Consider the following 14,775-nt stretch of genomic DNA (forward strand, 5'->3'; position numbering starts at 1 on the left):
CGATTAATTTTATATTCGATGAATTTCTTTAAAAAACCAATCTAGACAGATTTTGACTTTGGGTAAATTTGCGTATTGTGGTCGGTACACCAAATAATAAGAAAAGGGCGATGAGAAGTGAATTTGAGGAAATAATCGTACCAAACGCCCGGTTTGTATATCTTTTTGCACCATAACACTACGCGCTAATGCAACACCATGTCCTTCCATTGCAGCCTGTAAAACTGCAGATGAACTGTTGATTTGCATACCACGACTGATATTGATGTCATTCAAACCTACACTTTTTAGCCAAGATTGCCACCCCGGAAATTGTTGATGTTTTTCCATAGAAAGATCATGAATTAAAGTGATATTTCTCAGATCATTTGGGGTTAAGAGCGATGAATGTTCATTTAAAAATGCTGGTGAACATACGGGATAAACCTCTTCATCCATAAGTTTAACTGCTTCTAGCCCTTGCCAGTGTCCTTGACCATATCTGACACCCACATCAACTTTTTGTTCTAAAAAATCTACGGTTTTCAAGTTAATGTCTAAACGAATATCAATATCTGGATATTGTTTTTGAAAATGGTCAATTCTTGGTAATAGCCATTTTTCAGCAAATGCTGGACTTACCGCAATATTAAGCACACCTGATAGAGAATCTTGCTTTAATTTTTCCAAAGCCAAAGTCAGCTTATCAAAACCCGCCCGAATATCCGGTAAAACCGATTCAGCCAGTTCAGTAGCGACCAGCCGATTTTTACCGTTAGTTTGCCGATGAAACAACGGAAAGCCTAACCAATCTTCGAGTGTACGCACCAATTGCCCCACCGCAGCAGGTGTCACATTCAACTCTTTTGCCGCAGCAGAAAAACTTTTGTGGCGTGCGCTGGCTTCAAAAGCACGAAGTGCATTCAAATAAACTGGTGAATTCATAACACTAAAGATTTTCTTTATTGAAGAAGCAGATTATCTCATTTGTGATTAAAAAATACTATTTCTAAAATAAACCTATATTGATTGAAATACCTCAGATTCACGAGTCAATCAATTTATTTTATTTAATCTTAAGGATATACACATGAGTAGATTTTCTTTAAAAGTTGCTATTGTTACTGGTGGCGGTTCTGGTATTGGTAAAGAAGTCGCAATTCGCTTGGTTCAAGAAGGTGCCAATGTTGTGATTGGTGGTCGCGATGAAAATAAATTGCAAAAAGCTGCCCATGAAATAGATCCAACAGGTGCAAAAGTTCGCTACTTTGCTGGTGATATAGCCGAACCCGAAACTGCAAAAAACTTAGTAAAAGTAGCATCTGAAGCATTTGGCGGTGTTGATATTCTTATCAATAATGCAGGTGTATTTAACCCAAAATCTTTCCTTGATATTACTGAAATAGAATACGACTGGTTTTTAGATACCATTTTGAAAGGCAAGTTTTTTATGGCGCAAGCTGCTGCTAAAGCCATGCAACAACGTGGAGGCGGAGCAATTGTACAAACAGGTTCGCTTTGGGCATTGCAAGCTGTAAAAGCAACCCCTTCTTCTGCTTACTCAGCAGCAAATGCAGGAGTACATGCACTCACTCATAACTTAGCCATTGAATTGGCCGAATCAAATATCCGCATTAATACCGTTGCACCGGGTGTAGTGGAAACACCTGTTTACAACACGTTTATGAGTGAAGATCAGGTTAAAGAAGCTTTACCGACTTTTAACTCATTCCATCCATTAGGCCGTAACGGTCAACCTGCTGACATTGCCGAAGCGATTTTATTCCTTGCATCATCTAATGCCTCATGGATTACAGGAACTATTCTTCCTGTAGATGGTGGTGTGATGGCTGGTCACTAATTTGCAGTTAGTGATCAATCCCACTTATTTGGAGTATTTAATATGCAGAACTGGAATAGTTATCGAGACTCGTTGCTTCAATATGTCGCAAAATTTGCAAAACTAGCACCAGACACCATGCGTGGTTTAAGTGCGATGGAAGCAGGAACGAGTAAAATTGGTCAGCTTGATGCAAAAACCCATGAGCTTATTGCACTTGCCGTTGCAGTGACCACACGTTGTGATGGTTGCATCTCTATACATAGCAAAAAGGCAATTGAAGCAGGTGCAACCAAAGAACAAATTGCCGAAGCTCTTTCTGTCGCTATTTCTTTAAATGCAGGTGCAGCACTCACATATTCTGCACGTGTGTTAGAAGCAGTAGAAAATTTAGCAGAGCATTAATTTTACTTGCTAATTCATTCTATTTATTTTGTTATTGAATAAAGAGAATTTAGTTTACGAGGAAAGTATTCATGTTGATCCATGCCGATTTTTCACAGGCTGTGATTGTCAAACCTGAAGACTATCATTGGGTGAAATCTCCCCGTGGGGAAGTTGATCGTGTCATGCTTGATCGTATTGGCGATGAAATAGCTCGTGCGACCAGTTTCGTGAAATATGCGCCCCACACAATCTTTCCTGAGCATCGACATCATCATGGTGAAGAAATCCTCGTACTTTCAGGCGTATTTACTGAAAATCAAAATCAGCACTACCCCGCTGGATGGTATTTACGGAGTCCACATCAGTCGGTACATCAACCGTCGAGCGAAGAAGGTGCATTGATTTTTGTCAAACTTATGCAAATTCCTACGTCAGAAACGCAAACCTTACGGATCAATACCAACGATCCAACACAATGGCAAGAAATAGATTCGCGTTTAATTTGCACATTGGTTGATGCAAGTTATGAGCACACCTATTTAGAAAAACTCAAGCCGCAGCAACTTTTTATGGAAGATGCTGAGGGTGGAATCGAAATTTTGATTACCCAAGGTCAGATGGCCGATAAAGAAATGGTTTATGACGCTGGAACATGGATACGCCTACCTCCGAAAACACATGCCCATTTTCAAGCGGGTTTGTCTGGCGCTTCTATTTATGTAAAAACCGGACACCTAACCTCAGCTATTGCTGAATATAATTAAAGGCTCGTTATGCTTCAAAATACCATGCACCGCCAAGTATTAATTCTGGCGAGTTCTCAATCACTTTTCCAAACCGTTTCCGTCATGGTCATGACCATTGGCGGCTTGGCTGGCGCTAATATTGCAAACACGCCAACACTTGCAACGCTACCCATCGCATCTATGTTTTTGGGTACAGCCTTAATGATGTTCCCTGCATCAATGCTCATGGCACGTGTAGGACGACGTAATGGTTTTCTATTCGGCGCTTTCTTAGGTGTACTCGGCGGCATTATTGCATCAATCGGTATTTTTTATAGTTCACTCATGCTTCTGGCTTTGGGTACACTATGTGTCGGGGCCTATCAGTCCTTTGCTCAGTTTTACCGTTTTGCTGCCAGTGAAGTGGCAACTGACGCGTTTCGCTCACGTGCTATTTCTTGGGTGATGGCAGGTGGAATTGTTGCAGCACTGATTGGTCCGACTTTAGCGCGTTTTGGTGGACCCTTATTCCAGCATTTAGAATATATCGGTTCATTTTTAATTATTAGTATTATCTCATTTGTGGCAATGGGAATTTTATCTAGCCTACATATTGCCGATACAGTTGAGCAAAAGTCTGACTTTACGGCTGGTCGCCCATGGCAACAGATTGTCTTTCAACCGACCTATTTGGTTGCGTTATTTGGCGCAGTAACAGGCTACGGCATCATGATTTTAGGTATGACCGCAACCCCGATTGCTATGCGACATTCACACCATGAACTTGGATCAATTACCACCGTCATTCAGCTACATGTGCTTGGTATGTTTCTACCTTCATTCTTTACTGGAAATTTAATTGCACGTTTTGGGGTGATTAAAATCATGTTTGCAGGTCTTTTATTATTTGCCTGTTATATCGGATTTGCTCTCTCAGGTATTCAGTTCGCATCTTTTGCAATTTCACTCATTTTATTAGGTGTGGGATGGAACTTTTTATTTATTGGTAGCACGTCTTTGCTTACCGGAACGTATACAGCGGCTGAAAAAGCCAAGGCTCAAGCCATTAACGATATGACGGTTTTTGTTGTCGGTTTGATTTGTTCGTTTAGTGCAGGTGCTTTACTGGATTTATTTGGCTGGAAAGCAATGAATATAGCGTTAATACCATGGTTGGTGATTGCCGCAGCTTCTCTCTTCTGGCTAAGCCAAAAAAGAGAAAAACAGCTTGCTTAAAATTCCTTTTAGCGCGGTTTATTCAACATCCATTCCAGATTTTGGCGAACCGCAGGCCACTCATGTTTTAAAATGCTGTAAACGTGAGTGTCCCTCAAAATATCATCTTTCACAATTTGATGGCTTCTTAGCACACCGTCTAGCTTTGCACCCAAGCGTACAATCGCGGCTTGACTTTGAATATTTAAAGAAGATGTGCGTAACTCAACAGCAATACAGTTTAAAGTCTCAAATGCATGAGCCAACAATAGCTTTTTACATTCAGTATTTACAGGCGTACGTTGTGCAGACTTTCGATACCACGTTGAACCAATTTCTACACGGCGATGTGCTTCTTCAATATGCATGAGAGTTGTCATGCCCAGCGCTTGCCCCGTTTTTCGGTCTTCAATATAAAATGGCAGCATAGAACCAGAACTTTGTAAACCGAGACGTCTTTCAATTTCACCAGTCATCTGTTCAGGTCTTGGCACACGGGTATACCAAAGATTATAAAGTTCCCCATCGCAAACAGCCTCTGCCAGTGATTCAGCCTGAGTTACATCGAGCGGCTTTAAAATAACGTGTTCACCTACCAACTCAACAGGTGTAGTCAAAGACATCTTTATCTCCTTAATTGATATTAAAGTTTTATATTTTCAAAATTATTTATTTAACTCAGCCACACTGTACATGGCATTCGCTATAGTTTGATGACCACATTTCGATAGGCCATCTGCCGCGCCTAAAATGTCTCGGCGTTCTTTATTTTGCCCAAGTTTTGATTTTCCTTGCAGCTTGGTAATTTCAATCTCAATACCTACAATGGCTTTTAACATCGGTTCAAGATAGTCCTTTGGTGCATCGGACATTTTCCATGGTTCAGGTTGAGATGCCTCATGGGCACGGGTTAAACGGGCCACTACACCACGGACGTAACGTTCATCATCTCGAATGGTTACTTTGCCATAAGCATGCACAACCCTATAGTTCCATGTCGGTACTTGTCTGTGCTGTTCATGTTTGGATGGGTACCAGTTTGGTGAAATATAAGCATCGCCTGCTTGAAACACGATTAACACCTCATCTCCATTTTTAATGTCCTGCCAGACTGGATTAACTCTAGACACATGCGCACGTAGTAAACCAAATTCACCTTCGCTTGCCTGTAATTCGAATGGAAGATGATTTGCATCCAAGCCATTGCTTCCATGAGTAAAAAGCACTCCAAATGGATGTTCTGCAATAAGAGAATGCAATACATCCAAACGGTTTTCTGCAAAATCATCAGGGATATACATGACTCAAAACCTCGCTGTAAATATCAGAGTTATTTATATTTTGTGTTGTAAATTTTCTGGTTTATGTGGTTTATTAAAAAGGACCACTTTGTATTTTTTTAAGTAGACCAGAATTATGGCAAGAATGGCAAAAGTTGTTGAACTTCCGTCTATTGCAAAGATTGATAAAAGCCAAGGAAAGATTAGTGCTCAACTGACTCAAGCTTTACGTGAAGCTGTACAAAGTGGTGATTTACAACCCGGCGATCCGTTGCCTTCTTCCCGTGAACTTGCTTTAACCTTAGATGTCGCTCGCGGAACCATTATTGAAGCTTATGATCAGCTTTTAGCTGAAGGTGTGTTTGACTCTCAACCACGAACGGGCACTTATGTGTCTCATGCTTTGGTTAAAACATCTGCAATACAATATTCATCAAAAGAAAATAAACCTTACTCGATTTCTTTGACCAAATCGGCACGTTCTTATGCCAAAGTGCTTGATGAATTTAAGCCACTTCCTCATGTTCCTTTTGCGGTATCTGTCCCCGTCCGTCGGACCCAACCAAGTGATATCTGGCGTAAGTTTGGTAATAAATTTAGATCACGAGGTGCAGGAATTCCTTCAGGATATGGCGAGCCGCAAGGTGTGTTATCACTCAGAGTTGCTATAGCAGATTATGTACGCCGATCACGCTCTGTTCACTGCGAACCTGACCAAATTGTGATTACTCCTGGCATTCAACAGTCACTTTATATTTGCAGCCAGATTTTATTTGAAGCAAAAGATGAAGTTTGGGTTGAAGATCCAGCTTATCGGGGGACCACAGCCATTTTTGAGCATGCCGTACAAAACATTCGTATGGTTCGTGTTCCTGTCGATGAAGAAGGCATTCAGATTGAAACTGGCATTAAGCTTGCAAAACATGCACGTGCTGCTTTTGTGACGCCATCTCATCAATACCCACTTGGTATGCCGATGAGCCTAGCAAGACGTACTGCTTTATTGGCTTGGGCAAAACAGCAAAATGCATGGATCATTGAAGATGACTACGACAGCGAACTCCGTTATAACGGGCAGCCTTTCCCATCTTTACAAGGTATGGCGCCCGACCAAGTCATTTATCTTGGGACTTTCAGTAAAGTCCTATTTCCGTCTCTTAGACTTGGCTATGCCGTGTTGCCTAAAGAATTGGTGGCACCTTTTTGTGGGCTCAGAGTATTAATTGATCGGCACCCACCTGCTGCCGACCAGCATGTTTTAGCTGCTTTTATTCAAGAAGGCTATTTAGAGCGGCATATCCGACGTACTCGAAATGTTTACGCAGAAGTCCGAGAATACATTATTGGCTTGATTGAAAAATACATACCTCAAGAACTGGCTTGGTTACAGCCGGGCGATCAAGGCATGCATATGGTGTTATGGCTGGCTCATCATATTAATGATATTGACGTTGCAAGCTCGGCAGTCGATGCAGGCATTGCCATTAAAGCAATTTCACCGACATTTTCAAAAGAACAACAACGTCCGGGGTTAATTGTTGGCTTAGGCGATTTTGAACCCGAACTGATGAGACAAGCCATCAAAAAACTATCAAAGATTATTCAACAACATGACAAATCAAGTTAGATAAAATCTACAACAGCAACCATAGATGAATCGCAAATGGCCCAATTAATACCATTAAAATACCGGCAATAACCATAGTCAAACTAGCAATTACACCTTCTTCACTATTGCGCTGCTGTGCTCTAACTGCACCAAAACCATGGGCTGCATTACCAAAAGCCGCCCCATTTGCCACATTAGAACGAATTTTAGTAATTGCCAAAATCGCATCGCCACAAATCATACCGACCAAACCCGTAATGACGGTAAATAGAGAAACCAATGCTGCCGAACCGTGAATATCTTCCGCTAAAATCATGGCAAATGGCGTCGAAATAGAACGAGCCATTAAACTGTTGGTCACTTCAGGACTAAAATGGAACCACTGCGCCATTTCATAGGCAGACATTACGCCTACACTCATGCCCACAATAATTGCAATCGAAAGAACCCCAAGATTTTTACGAATCGTTTCCCGATAGCGATAAATCGGTACAGCAAAAGCAACCGTTGCAGGCCCTAATAAATTAACAATCCACTGCGTATCTTCTGCATAGGTTTGATATGAAATTCCAAAAATCGTCATCAAAATAATGGTAAGCACAGGCACACTAATCGCGGGTGATAACCAAAGTTTTGGATTTTTCTGATAGATTTTCTTTGCCACAACATAGGCTGCCAAAGTCCAGATCAGACAAAGAATTGACCAAATATTCATGTCATTTGCTCTTTAGATATGCTCATGTTGAAGACGTTTTCGAGCCTGTAAATAAGCTTTCAAACGATTGTAATAGTGAATCGTCAGGCACGTACTGAGCATGACCGAAATGGTCCCAACCGCAATGCTCAAGACAATTTGCCAGCCTTCGGTCATAAACAAGGTTTTATACTGAACTACGGCAACTACAACGGGCACAAAAAACAGTAACAGTTCACCTAAAACAACAGTTGCTCCCATTGCCACCTGATCCATTTTGAGAATTTTAAAGAACAGGCATAAAAGCAATAAAAACATCCCTAAAATGCCTGCCGACACAGGTACGCCGAGTTTTTGATGTAAGAGATATCCGCCCCACCAAAATCCAGCCAAAATCAAAATTTGTTTAACTAACACGAATAGTGAAGGTTGTGTGGGTGTGCCAGAAGCAGATTCAGTACTCATTTTGCGAAATTAGATGGTTAACTACACTATTATGCTATCTTGGTTAAACCTGCTAAATATGAATTATTCATGTTAATATCATTCCAAAATGGAATAATCTATTCTTTATTATGCTTTCTCTAAAATCATTACAGTGCTTCGTTACACTGGTAAAAACTAAAAGTTTTACCCGTACTGCTGAAGAGTTGTATCTGACTCAGCCCACTATTAGTAAAATATTACAGCAGCTTGAAGAGCAGCTTCAGGTACAGCTTTTGGTTAAACCTGATCACGGTCGAAAAAGACAAATCGAGCTAACGGAAATTGGAGAGCGCATTTATCAACATGCACTAGAGCTTCTTCAGGCAGAACAGAACATCTTTCTTGAGATAGAAAATTATCAACAATTAAAAACAGGGACTTTAAAACTTGGCGTTCCACCTTTAGGTTCGCAGCTTCTAACGACTGCCCTGTTTGATTATCACCAACAGTGGCCTGATATTGAATTGGCTTTTATGGAAGTGGGTTCACGCGGTATTGAACAAGCTTTACTCAACAATGAGCTAGACGTTGGTGTTTTATTGCAGCCTTTTGATACGCAAATTTTCAATAGCATTGAGCTATGTAACTACCCTTTAATGGTCCTTTTACGTCGGGATGCCACTTGGGCAACCCGTAAAAAAATAAATCTAGAAGAGCTACAACACCAATCATTTTTAATGTTTCCTGAAAATTTCTCTTTAAACAGTATTATTCTCGATGCATGTAAGCAGCATGGTTTCTATCCGACCATTGCGTGTCGTACTAGCCAATGGCATCTTCTGGCAGACATGGTGTTACAACGTATGGGGATCGCACTTCTTCCTCAATATTATACCGATATGCTTGACCATAGTTTATTTGCAGCAGTACCACTCGAAAAACCGAATATTCAATGGCACTTAGTGATGGCTTGGAAAAAGAATCTTCCTGCCTCACCAGCAGTTCAAGCTTGGCTGAGCATTGTTCGCCAACATTTTCAGCACATTAAAGCTTAATTCAAAAACTGATAAAGCTTTTCCACAAAAAAGTTACCCAATCTTGGCTTAGCTCACTTAGACTAGATCGCATCTGTTTTATGACATGGACAATAACAATGAATAATGAACATTTTAAGCTGTACACAGATTCACAATTTCTAAGCCCCTATGCGTTTACAGTTTTTGTAGGGCTACATGAAAAACAAATTCCATTTGAAATAGCGACCATCAACTTAGGCCAGCAAGGCCAGTTTGAAAAATCTTATGTAGCAAAGTCATTAACTGCCAAAGTGCCTGTACTTGAGCATAAAGATTTTGCCTTATCAGAATCTTCTGCCATTTTGGAATATCTTGAAGAGCTTTATCCAAACACATCTATTTATCCAAAAGATATTCAAGCACGCGCAAGAGCAAGACAAATTCAGGCATGGCTCCGATCAGACTTAGTGGCACTAAGAACTGAGCGTTCAACCGATGTTATTTTTATTCAGCCCACCTCCACTCCACTTTCAGAAGAAGGCAAAAAAGCAGCCGAGAAACTTTTCTTTGTTGCAGAAAAACTTCTTGCGTCTGATGCCGAATTTCTTTTTGGTTCATGGAGCATTGTGGATGCTGAACTTGCCCTAATGTTACAACGTCTTATTCAAAATGGTGATGCTGTACCAGAACGTTTAAAAAACTATGCATTACAGCAATGGCAACGCCCGAGCGTACAAAAATGGCTTGCATTGCGACATAACTAAACCCTTATATTTCAACCAAACATGAGATAAAAAATGAGTGATTCAAACTATATTCCTCCACAAGTTTGGCAATGGACTGGAGAAAAAACCGATTTAAACCAGCCGACCTCAGGCGCTCGCTACGAGCATACACTTCCTGTAGGGAAACATCCGCTACAGCTCTATTCTTTAGCAACGCCTAATGGTCAAAAAGTTACTATTTTGCTTGAAGAGCTTTTAGCATTAGGACATCAAGATGCTGAATATGATGCTTGGCTGATTAAAATTGGTGAAGGACAGCAATTTGGCAGTGGCTTTGTAGAAATTAATCCAAACTCTAAAATTCCAGCATTAGTTGACCATAGCCAAAATCCGCCATTAAGAGTGTTTGAGTCTGGTTCAATTTTGCTTTATTTGGCTGAAAAGTTTAAAGCTTTCATTCCAACTGATATTGCTGCACGTACTGAGTGTCTTAACTGGTTATTCTGGCAAATGGGCAGTGCGCCATATTTAGGCGGTGGTTTTGGACATTTTTATGCTTATGCACCCATTAAAATTGAATATGCAGTTAACCGCTTCGCCATGGAGACAAAACGCTTACTTGATGTGTTAGATCAACATTTAGCAAAGCATGAATACATGGCAGGCTCTGAATACACTATCGCGGATATTGCGGCGTTCCCTTGGTATGGTGGTCTTGTTAAAAACTGGGTCTATAACGGCGCAGAGTTTTTAGGTGTCGATCAATATAAAAATGTTCAGCGCTGGGCAGATGCGATTTTAGCGCGCCCTGCGGTTCAACGTGGTCGTATGGTCAACCGTACTTTTGGCGATTTAGCTACACAGTTACATGAACGCCATGATGCCAGCGATTTTGATACTAAAACCCAAGATAAAATTTAATCATCATTTTTTAAAGAAAACCCACTTTTGCTCAAAAAGTGGGTTTTATCATTCTTTCAATAAAAATCTTATTGATGTAAAGAAAGTCCCTTTATTGCTTTATCAACTGCCTTTTTAGGTCCTCTTAACGCCACTCCGACTAAATTTAATTGATTCGCATCGTCAGCCAAAAATACAGCCCGATTATCCTCATCATTTCCTGTAGAAAACATGGCATGGACATAGGGAATTATCGTTAAATCTTGCTCAATTGCCTTACGATGCGCTTTTTGCAGACCAGTTAAATCACCTTCAAATACCAACATCGGCTGCCCTAACATATTGCCATATTCATACCCATTGGCATCAATATAAGGTTGACCCAACATTTCTGGAACAGCCGAGGCAATCCCTGTTGCCAAAAAAGCGACTACATTTAGCCTTTGCCATGTCGCTAGATCATTACGGACAATCAACGCAATTTTGGTGTCAAACATAAACCCCTATCCTGAGTCATAACTTTAGGTCGCTCATCATGACTCTTCAGATTTTTCTCGTCTTGTACGTTTGTGCAGGAGCCATCACAAACGTACAAGACCGTAAATTTGCGAGTCACTATGCTGGGTTGTTTTGTTTTAGTAGATGCGTTTATGGAAATCTTTTTTTATACCTTGAGTGTGATGTATAGCCCCGGTCCAGTAAATTTTATGGGTCTAAATGCTGGGCTAACAGGACAATTCAAAAAAACGATTTATTTTTTTATAGGTGTTGGTTGTGCAATGCTGATGTTATTCATGATTTTTGGATATATTGGCGCAGCGATCATTCCAAGAAATGCCTTGCACTATATTGCTTTGTTCGGTGCACTTTATACGTTTTATCTTTCATACCAAATGTTAAAGGCAGATATCGATATGAGTGATGAAACCACTGAAGTTCAGACTTTGTCTTTCTGGAATGGTTTTTGGATACAAGCTTTAAATCCCAAAGGGATTTTAGTCATTTTGCCTGTAACCACGATTATGTACCCGACAGCACATATTACTGGCATTCACATATTTTTGGTTTCTTTGCTCATTTCGATTGGAGCAGCAGGTGCACCCTGTCTTTACTCTTGGGCAGGTGCAGTGTTAGGTAAAAAAATTAAAAATAAAATTTGGTTTAATCGTATAAACAAAGCTATGGGAACAATGCTGATCATTTCTGGAATATTTATGCTTTATGACTTTTTAAAAGGTATACATCTAATTTAAAACAAAGTTAGGGTCAGTCTAACAACAGGCTGACTTTTGAATAGCTTGTTTAAGAAGATAGCTTATTGATCATTCGCCATCTGGCCGGAGTTAAACCGAACGCTTTTAGAAAATGGCGTGTCATGTGGCTTTGATCAAAAAATCCTGCAATCAATGAAGCTTGAGTTAAGGACTCTCCATACATCAGACAAGACTTTACTACTTCCAATCTACGCATAGTCATATATCGATGTGGACTTGTACCAAATAATAGTCGGAAGTCCCTAGAAAGACTCCAACGGTCTCGCCCAACATTTTTCTCAATATCATCTAAAGAGATATTTTCATATAAAGAGGCATGTATAAATTCTCTGGCGCGCTCCGCAGCAACATAGTCATAAGAATGTGAAGCTCGCACATTTTTGCCAGAAACTTCATAAAGTGTGGTTGCCAAATCATAGAGAGCATCTTGATTTTCTAAAGGGTCGATATGTTGATCCATCCCTTGTAATAAAACATCAGTTGCCTTAAATAACCGAGGATCATGACTCAAACCATTCTCAAAAAATGGTAAAGGCTTACCCTTCATAATTTCCTGCAATGTCTCAGGTTTTACGTACACCATCCGGTATCTAAAACCTTCATGCGTACCTGACTCTCCATCATGTTTTTCATCAGGATGTAAAACCATCGTCATACCCGGCTGGCTATGTTTCATCTCTCCACGGTAATGAAAGCTTTGAACACCTGTTAATGTTCGACCAATTGCAAAAGTGTCGTGGCGATGCGACTCATAAGCATGATCAGTAAAAAAGGCTTCAATTCGTTCGAGACTATTAGGGTCAGAATTTCTAACAATCCAATCATTTGCATGGGGTAATTCAATCACATATTCACCAAAATTTTATATGTGCTAGAGAGCATTCTATCTATACGTTATACGCTATCGTTATTTTGAAAAATAGCCTGTATATAACTCATTCAGCCAAGCGACAAAAACGCGTACGCGTGGCGAGAGCTGCCTGTGCTGCGGATATAAAGCAGAAACTGACATCTTCGGGATTTCCCATTCAGATAAAACCTCAATCAGTTGCCCACCTTTTAATTCATTCGCCACATGATAGCGAGGTACCTGAATTAAACCTGCCCCACGTAAACCACATAATACATAGTTTTCAGCATCATTTACCGCGATCCAACTTTTCAAAGAATAATCTTGTTTTTTACCATTCACCATCAGTTCAAATGGATAATTTCGTCCACCTGATGTCGAGAAGAAATTAACACAATAATGTGATAACAACTCCTCTGGTTGCTGAGGCGTTCCATGTTTATTTAAATAGTCAGGACTTGCACAAATGACTTGTGGCATATCGACCAAATGCCTAGCAATTAAAGTGGAATCATCCAAACGTCCTGCTCTCACCACACAGTCTATCCCTTCCCTAATCAGATCAACCAAACGATCACCCGTACTAATTACAAGTTCAATATCGGGATATAACTCGTGAAATTGATTGATATTGGGTAAAACAATTTTAGTCGCATGTGCGCCTGATAAATCGACACGTAATAAACCACGGGGCTGTGTAATTACATTTCGTAAAGATGATTCTGCATCATCGAGTTCCGATAATATTTGTGTACAACGCTCATAAAATGCCTGCCCATCTAGTGATGGTCTTACATGCCGAGTCGTCCGCTCTAGCAAACGACACTCTAAATTATTCTCTAACTCTTTAATGGCATTACTTGCTGTAGCACGTGGGATATTTAGCTGATCGGCTGCCTGACTAAAACTACCCAGCTCTACGATGCGGGTAAAAAGTTGCAATGTATCAAATTTATCCATAGTGCTCGCTTTTAACCCTATCTATTATTAATGAATATGGAATTATCTTATCCAATTATGAAGATTTATCCCATATTTCTATATTATTAAAATAAGCCATACTTACTCAAACAGGCAATCTAAAAATGAATATTTCAAAAAAAACGGCTCTCGTCACTGGTGCATCACGTGGTATTGGCCGTGCTATAGCAGAACGTTTAGCTCTAGATGGTTTTTATGTGATTGTTAACTATGCGGGTAATAAGGTGCATGCCCAAGCAACTGTAGAACAAATTATTGAGCAAGGTGGTCAAGCCTCAGCTATTCAAGCGGACGTTGCAAATGAACATGATGTCAGCCGTTTATTTCAAGAAGCAAAAGCCATTAACGGTCAATTAGATGTCGTGGTTCATAGCGCAGGGATTATGCCTATGACAAAAATTACACCTGAAGCTCTGCCTGATTTCGATAAAGTAATTCATACCAATTTACGTGGTGCATTTTTAATATTGGCGCATGCAGCCGAAACAGTTCCAGATGGTGGTCGAATTATTACGCTTTCAACCAGTGTAATTGCTAAATCTTTTCCAGCATATGGTCCCTACATTGCTTCAAAAGCAGGTGTAGAAGGCTTGGTACATGTGTTAGCAAATGAGTTACGCGGCCGAAATATTACTGTAAATGCAGTTGCCCCTGGTCCAACAGGTACTGACCTTTTTTACAATGGAAAAACTGATGAGCAAGTGGCCACGATTGCAAAACTTGCCCCATTGGAAAGAATTGGAACACCTGAAGAAATTGCCAGTGTAGTTGCCATGCTAGCTGGCCCAGATGGGCGTTGGGTAAATTCACAAGTCATTCGAGTAAATGGTGGATTTGCTTAAATTTTAAATTATATTTAATCTAAGTTTGGAAT

The 14,775-nt window shown here is 40.3% G+C and carries 18 protein-coding genes; 10 read left to right on the plus strand and 8 right to left on the minus strand.

Annotated features, from left to right (window positions below; all coding sequences use genetic code 11):
* Positions 1-9: 9 nt before the first annotated feature.
* Positions 10-924 carry a transcriptional regulator GcvA gene (gene gcvA / locus ACT53H_RS13605; protein ID WP_174727109.1) on the minus strand — a complete coding sequence of 305 codons (915 nt, stop codon included), beginning with the start codon at positions 922-924 and terminating at the stop codon, positions 10-12.
* A 145-nt stretch (positions 925-1,069) separates the two neighbouring features.
* Between gcvA and ACT53H_RS13610 the strand changes: the two genes are divergently transcribed.
* The 4 genes from ACT53H_RS13610 (at position 1,070) to ACT53H_RS13625 (ending at position 4,167) form a co-directional block, all read left to right on the plus strand.
* Positions 1,070-1,840, plus strand: coding sequence for an SDR family NAD(P)-dependent oxidoreductase (locus tag ACT53H_RS13610; protein WP_004792980.1), 771 nt, complete (start codon positions 1,070-1,072; stop codon positions 1,838-1,840).
* Between the two features lie 42 nt (positions 1,841-1,882).
* Positions 1,883-2,224, plus strand: a complete 342-nt coding sequence (locus tag ACT53H_RS13615; protein ID WP_005069801.1) for a carboxymuconolactone decarboxylase family protein — start codon at positions 1,883-1,885, stop codon at positions 2,222-2,224.
* Positions 2,225-2,295: 71 nt separating this feature from the next.
* Complete coding sequence (locus ACT53H_RS13620) at positions 2,296-2,970, plus strand: cupin domain-containing protein (RefSeq protein WP_476009405.1); 675 nt, start codon at positions 2,296-2,298, stop codon at positions 2,968-2,970.
* Positions 2,971-2,979: 9 nt separating this feature from the next.
* Positions 2,980-4,167: an MFS transporter gene (locus tag ACT53H_RS13625; protein WP_476009406.1), complete on the plus strand. Its 1,188-nt coding sequence runs from the start codon at positions 2,980-2,982 to the stop codon at positions 4,165-4,167.
* A gap of 8 nt (positions 4,168-4,175) precedes the next feature.
* Here the strand turns inward: ACT53H_RS13625 and ACT53H_RS13630 are convergent, their stop codons facing one another.
* Both ACT53H_RS13630 and ACT53H_RS13635 read right to left on the minus strand, forming a co-directional pair.
* Positions 4,176-4,769, minus strand: a complete 594-nt coding sequence (locus tag ACT53H_RS13630) for a GNAT family N-acetyltransferase (RefSeq protein ID WP_476009407.1) — start codon at positions 4,767-4,769, stop codon at positions 4,176-4,178.
* Between the two features lie 42 nt (positions 4,770-4,811).
* A complete protein-coding gene (locus tag ACT53H_RS13635) occupies positions 4,812-5,447 on the minus strand; it encodes an FMN-binding negative transcriptional regulator (protein ID WP_476009408.1) in 636 nt (211 codons plus the stop codon).
* Positions 5,448-5,562: 115 nt separating this feature from the next.
* Between ACT53H_RS13635 and pdxR the strand changes: the two genes are divergently transcribed.
* Complete coding sequence (gene pdxR, locus ACT53H_RS13640; protein WP_476009409.1) at positions 5,563-7,053, plus strand: MocR-like pyridoxine biosynthesis transcription factor PdxR; 1,491 nt, start codon at positions 5,563-5,565, stop codon at positions 7,051-7,053.
* Between the two features lie 7 nt (positions 7,054-7,060).
* On the opposite strand, the gene ACT53H_RS13645 is transcribed toward pdxR, so the two are convergent.
* Both ACT53H_RS13645 and ACT53H_RS13650 read right to left on the minus strand, forming a co-directional pair.
* Complete coding sequence (locus tag ACT53H_RS13645; protein WP_476009410.1) at positions 7,061-7,750, minus strand: LrgB family protein; 690 nt, start codon at positions 7,748-7,750, stop codon at positions 7,061-7,063.
* A 12-nt stretch (positions 7,751-7,762) separates the two neighbouring features.
* Entirely contained in the window at positions 7,763-8,194 is a 432-nt protein-coding gene (locus ACT53H_RS13650; protein ID WP_476009411.1) for a CidA/LrgA family protein, read from the minus strand.
* Positions 8,195-8,304: 110 nt separating this feature from the next.
* Here ACT53H_RS13650 and ACT53H_RS13655 point away from each other — a divergent pair, with 110 nt between their 5' ends.
* The 3 genes from ACT53H_RS13655 (at position 8,305) to yghU (ending at position 10,817) form a co-directional block, all read left to right on the plus strand.
* Positions 8,305-9,210, plus strand: a complete 906-nt coding sequence (locus ACT53H_RS13655; protein ID WP_476009412.1) for a LysR family transcriptional regulator — start codon at positions 8,305-8,307, stop codon at positions 9,208-9,210.
* Positions 9,211-9,308: 98 nt separating this feature from the next.
* Entirely contained in the window at positions 9,309-9,935 is a 627-nt protein-coding gene (gene yfcF / locus ACT53H_RS13660; protein WP_476009413.1) for a glutathione transferase, read from the plus strand.
* 33 nt (positions 9,936-9,968) lie between these two features.
* On the plus strand, positions 9,969-10,817 hold the full coding sequence (gene yghU / locus ACT53H_RS13665) for a glutathione-dependent disulfide-bond oxidoreductase (RefSeq protein WP_476009414.1): 849 nt from the start codon (positions 9,969-9,971) through the stop codon (positions 10,815-10,817).
* Positions 10,818-10,885: 68 nt separating this feature from the next.
* On the opposite strand, the gene ACT53H_RS13670 is transcribed toward yghU, so the two are convergent.
* Positions 10,886-11,293, minus strand: a complete 408-nt coding sequence (locus tag ACT53H_RS13670; RefSeq protein WP_312823721.1) for a DUF2000 family protein — start codon at positions 11,291-11,293, stop codon at positions 10,886-10,888.
* Positions 11,294-11,446: 153 nt separating this feature from the next.
* On the opposite strand from ACT53H_RS13670, the gene ACT53H_RS13675 reads away from it, so the two are divergent.
* Entirely contained in the window at positions 11,447-12,049 is a 603-nt protein-coding gene (locus ACT53H_RS13675) for a LysE family translocator (RefSeq protein WP_174727139.1), read from the plus strand.
* 49 nt (positions 12,050-12,098) lie between these two features.
* Here ACT53H_RS13675 and ACT53H_RS13680 read toward each other — a convergent pair whose 3' ends face one another.
* Positions 12,099-12,917 (minus strand): AraC family transcriptional regulator, encoded by an 819-nt coding sequence (locus ACT53H_RS13680; protein ID WP_476009415.1) that lies wholly within the window; start codon positions 12,915-12,917, stop codon positions 12,099-12,101.
* Positions 12,918-12,977: 60 nt separating this feature from the next.
* Positions 12,978-13,880 carry a LysR family transcriptional regulator gene (locus ACT53H_RS13685; RefSeq protein WP_476009416.1) on the minus strand — a complete coding sequence of 301 codons (903 nt, stop codon included), beginning with the start codon at positions 13,878-13,880 and terminating at the stop codon, positions 12,978-12,980.
* Between the two features lie 125 nt (positions 13,881-14,005).
* Between ACT53H_RS13685 and ACT53H_RS13690 the strand changes: the two genes are divergently transcribed.
* Positions 14,006-14,743 (plus strand): SDR family oxidoreductase, encoded by a 738-nt coding sequence (locus ACT53H_RS13690; RefSeq protein ID WP_174758940.1) that lies wholly within the window; start codon positions 14,006-14,008, stop codon positions 14,741-14,743.
* Positions 14,744-14,775: the final 32 nt, after the last annotated feature.

The organism is Acinetobacter sp. DMC2, from assembly GCF_056314305.1.

Bases quoted from the DNA above. Each gene is read 5' to 3' on its own strand.
- gcvA (WP_174727109.1), bottom strand. From the start codon at position 924: ATGAATTCACCAGTTTATTTGAATGCACTTCGTGCTTTTGAAGCCAGC.
- ACT53H_RS13610 (WP_004792980.1), top strand. From the start codon at position 1,070: ATGAGTAGATTTTCTTTAAAAGTTGCTATTGTTACTGGTGGCGGTTCT.
- ACT53H_RS13615 (WP_005069801.1), top strand. From the start codon at position 1,883: ATGCAGAACTGGAATAGTTATCGAGACTCGTTGCTTCAATATGTCGCA.
- ACT53H_RS13620 (WP_476009405.1), top strand. From the start codon at position 2,296: ATGTTGATCCATGCCGATTTTTCACAGGCTGTGATTGTCAAACCTGAA.
- ACT53H_RS13625 (WP_476009406.1), top strand. From the start codon at position 2,980: ATGCTTCAAAATACCATGCACCGCCAAGTATTAATTCTGGCGAGTTCT.
- ACT53H_RS13630 (WP_476009407.1), bottom strand. From the start codon at position 4,769: ATGTCTTTGACTACACCTGTTGAGTTGGTAGGTGAACACGTTATTTTA.
- ACT53H_RS13635 (WP_476009408.1), bottom strand. From the start codon at position 5,447: ATGTATATCCCTGATGATTTTGCAGAAAACCGTTTGGATGTATTGCAT.
- pdxR (WP_476009409.1), top strand. From the start codon at position 5,563: ATGGCAAGAATGGCAAAAGTTGTTGAACTTCCGTCTATTGCAAAGATT.
- ACT53H_RS13645 (WP_476009410.1), bottom strand. From the start codon at position 7,750: ATGAATATTTGGTCAATTCTTTGTCTGATCTGGACTTTGGCAGCCTAT.
- ACT53H_RS13650 (WP_476009411.1), bottom strand. From the start codon at position 8,194: ATGAGTACTGAATCTGCTTCTGGCACACCCACACAACCTTCACTATTC.
- ACT53H_RS13655 (WP_476009412.1), top strand. From the start codon at position 8,305: ATGCTTTCTCTAAAATCATTACAGTGCTTCGTTACACTGGTAAAAACT.
- yfcF (WP_476009413.1), top strand. From the start codon at position 9,309: ATGAATAATGAACATTTTAAGCTGTACACAGATTCACAATTTCTAAGC.
- yghU (WP_476009414.1), top strand. From the start codon at position 9,969: ATGAGTGATTCAAACTATATTCCTCCACAAGTTTGGCAATGGACTGGA.
- ACT53H_RS13670 (WP_312823721.1), bottom strand. From the start codon at position 11,293: ATGTTTGACACCAAAATTGCGTTGATTGTCCGTAATGATCTAGCGACA.
- ACT53H_RS13675 (WP_174727139.1), top strand. From the start codon at position 11,447: ATGGAAATCTTTTTTTATACCTTGAGTGTGATGTATAGCCCCGGTCCA.
- ACT53H_RS13685 (WP_476009416.1), bottom strand. From the start codon at position 13,880: ATGGATAAATTTGATACATTGCAACTTTTTACCCGCATCGTAGAGCTG.
- ACT53H_RS13690 (WP_174758940.1), top strand. From the start codon at position 14,006: ATGAATATTTCAAAAAAAACGGCTCTCGTCACTGGTGCATCACGTGGT.